The organism is Salinicola halophyticus (genome assembly GCF_003206695.1).
GTDB classification, from domain to species: Bacteria; Pseudomonadota; Gammaproteobacteria; order Pseudomonadales; family Halomonadaceae; genus Salinicola; species Salinicola halophyticus.
The window spans coordinates 1-547 of sequence record NZ_PZJN01000011.1; the positions used below are offsets into that span (position 1 = coordinate 1).

Genomic DNA, 547 nt, shown 5'->3' on the forward strand with positions numbered 1-547 from the left:
ACCTTCAGCTACACCGCTACCGATAACGACGGCGGCGTGAGCGCGCCGCAGACGGTGACGATTACCGTCACCGGCACCAACGATGCGCCGATGGCTGCCGCTGATACTCAGATCACCGGTGAGAACACGGTGCTGACTGGCCAGGTCCCGGTAGCGACGGATGTCGACGGCACCATTGCCGGTTACCAGCTCGTGGATAACGTCGGTGACGACAACGGTAGCCTGACGTTCAACACCGACGGCAGCTACATCTTCACCCCCGGCACTGACTTCGACGGTCTGGCCGCGGGTGAAAGCCGCGACGTGACCTTCAGCTACACCGNNCACCAACGATGCCCCTGTCGCTCAGGCGGCCACGGCCACGACGGAAGAGAACACGGTGCTGGCTGGCCAGGTGCCGGCAGCATCGGATGTCGATGGGACGATCGCCGGCTATGCGCTCGACACTGGCGTGGGTCAGGGCAACGGCAGTCTCAGCTTCAACGCCGACGGCAGCTATAGCTTCACCCCCGGCACTGACTTCGACAGTCTTGCCGCGGGCGAGAGC

General features: G+C 64.2%; 2 pseudogenes. Both read left to right on the forward strand.

From position 1 onward, the window contains the following. Positions 1-54: 54 nt before the first annotated feature. Positions 55-261 (forward strand): annotated as a pseudogene (locus DOM58_RS17895) (Ig-like domain-containing protein); the annotation flags it as partial. Positions 262-340: 79 nt separating this feature from the next. Then, positions 341-547 (forward strand): annotated as a pseudogene (locus DOM58_RS17900) (Ig-like domain-containing protein); the annotation flags it as partial.